Source organism: Vibrio phycocola, from assembly GCF_054404255.1.
On record NZ_JBTAMQ010000038.1, the window covers coordinates 1 to 577 of the forward strand.

The 577-nt window shown below is 39.2% G+C and carries 1 pseudogene; it reads left to right on the plus strand.

Annotated elements, in window-relative coordinates:
* Window positions 1-34 precede the first annotated feature (34 nt).
* Window positions 35-577: pseudogene (locus ACXJY6_RS19770) on the plus strand (Mu transposase C-terminal domain-containing protein); the annotation flags it as partial.

Consider the following 577-nt stretch of genomic DNA (forward strand, 5'->3'; position numbering starts at 1 on the left):
TTAATTGGCAAACTCCGATTTGGAGTACTTAAAGATGAATGATGAGGACGCAGATCGATTTGGTGAGCTGTTTCCAAGCTCTAGCTCTGGCATGGTTTCTAAGCCTAAAGAAACGTTGTCGCTTCCTTTGTGGAGAGACGTCGATCTGGTTTTCAAGGATGTTTTTGTTGTTAGTGAAGACCGGAGAGACGAAGCTATACATAGATACAATGTTATTGAGTTTCTTATTGAGCGATATGGAAATAATTTTTCTAAAAAGGAAATAGTTGACGCATTGCCAATTTTAGAAGAAAAGTTCGGTTCAAGTACGCCTTCAGCCAGCAGTATTGAGCGATATTGGAGAACTTTTAAAAAATCAGATTTCCAGCTGTCAGCACTTATTCCTAAAATCACAGCTGGAAACACAAGCAGTAACGTTCCAGAAGAGCTCGAGCCATTAATTCAAGAAGCAATAAACGATTACTTTTCAGCTGAAGAGCAGACTGCAGCGTCGGCATATCTCACACTTGAAACTGAAGTTTCTCGGTATAACGAAACTCATGACACTCAGTACAATTTGTTTTCAATACAATCATTC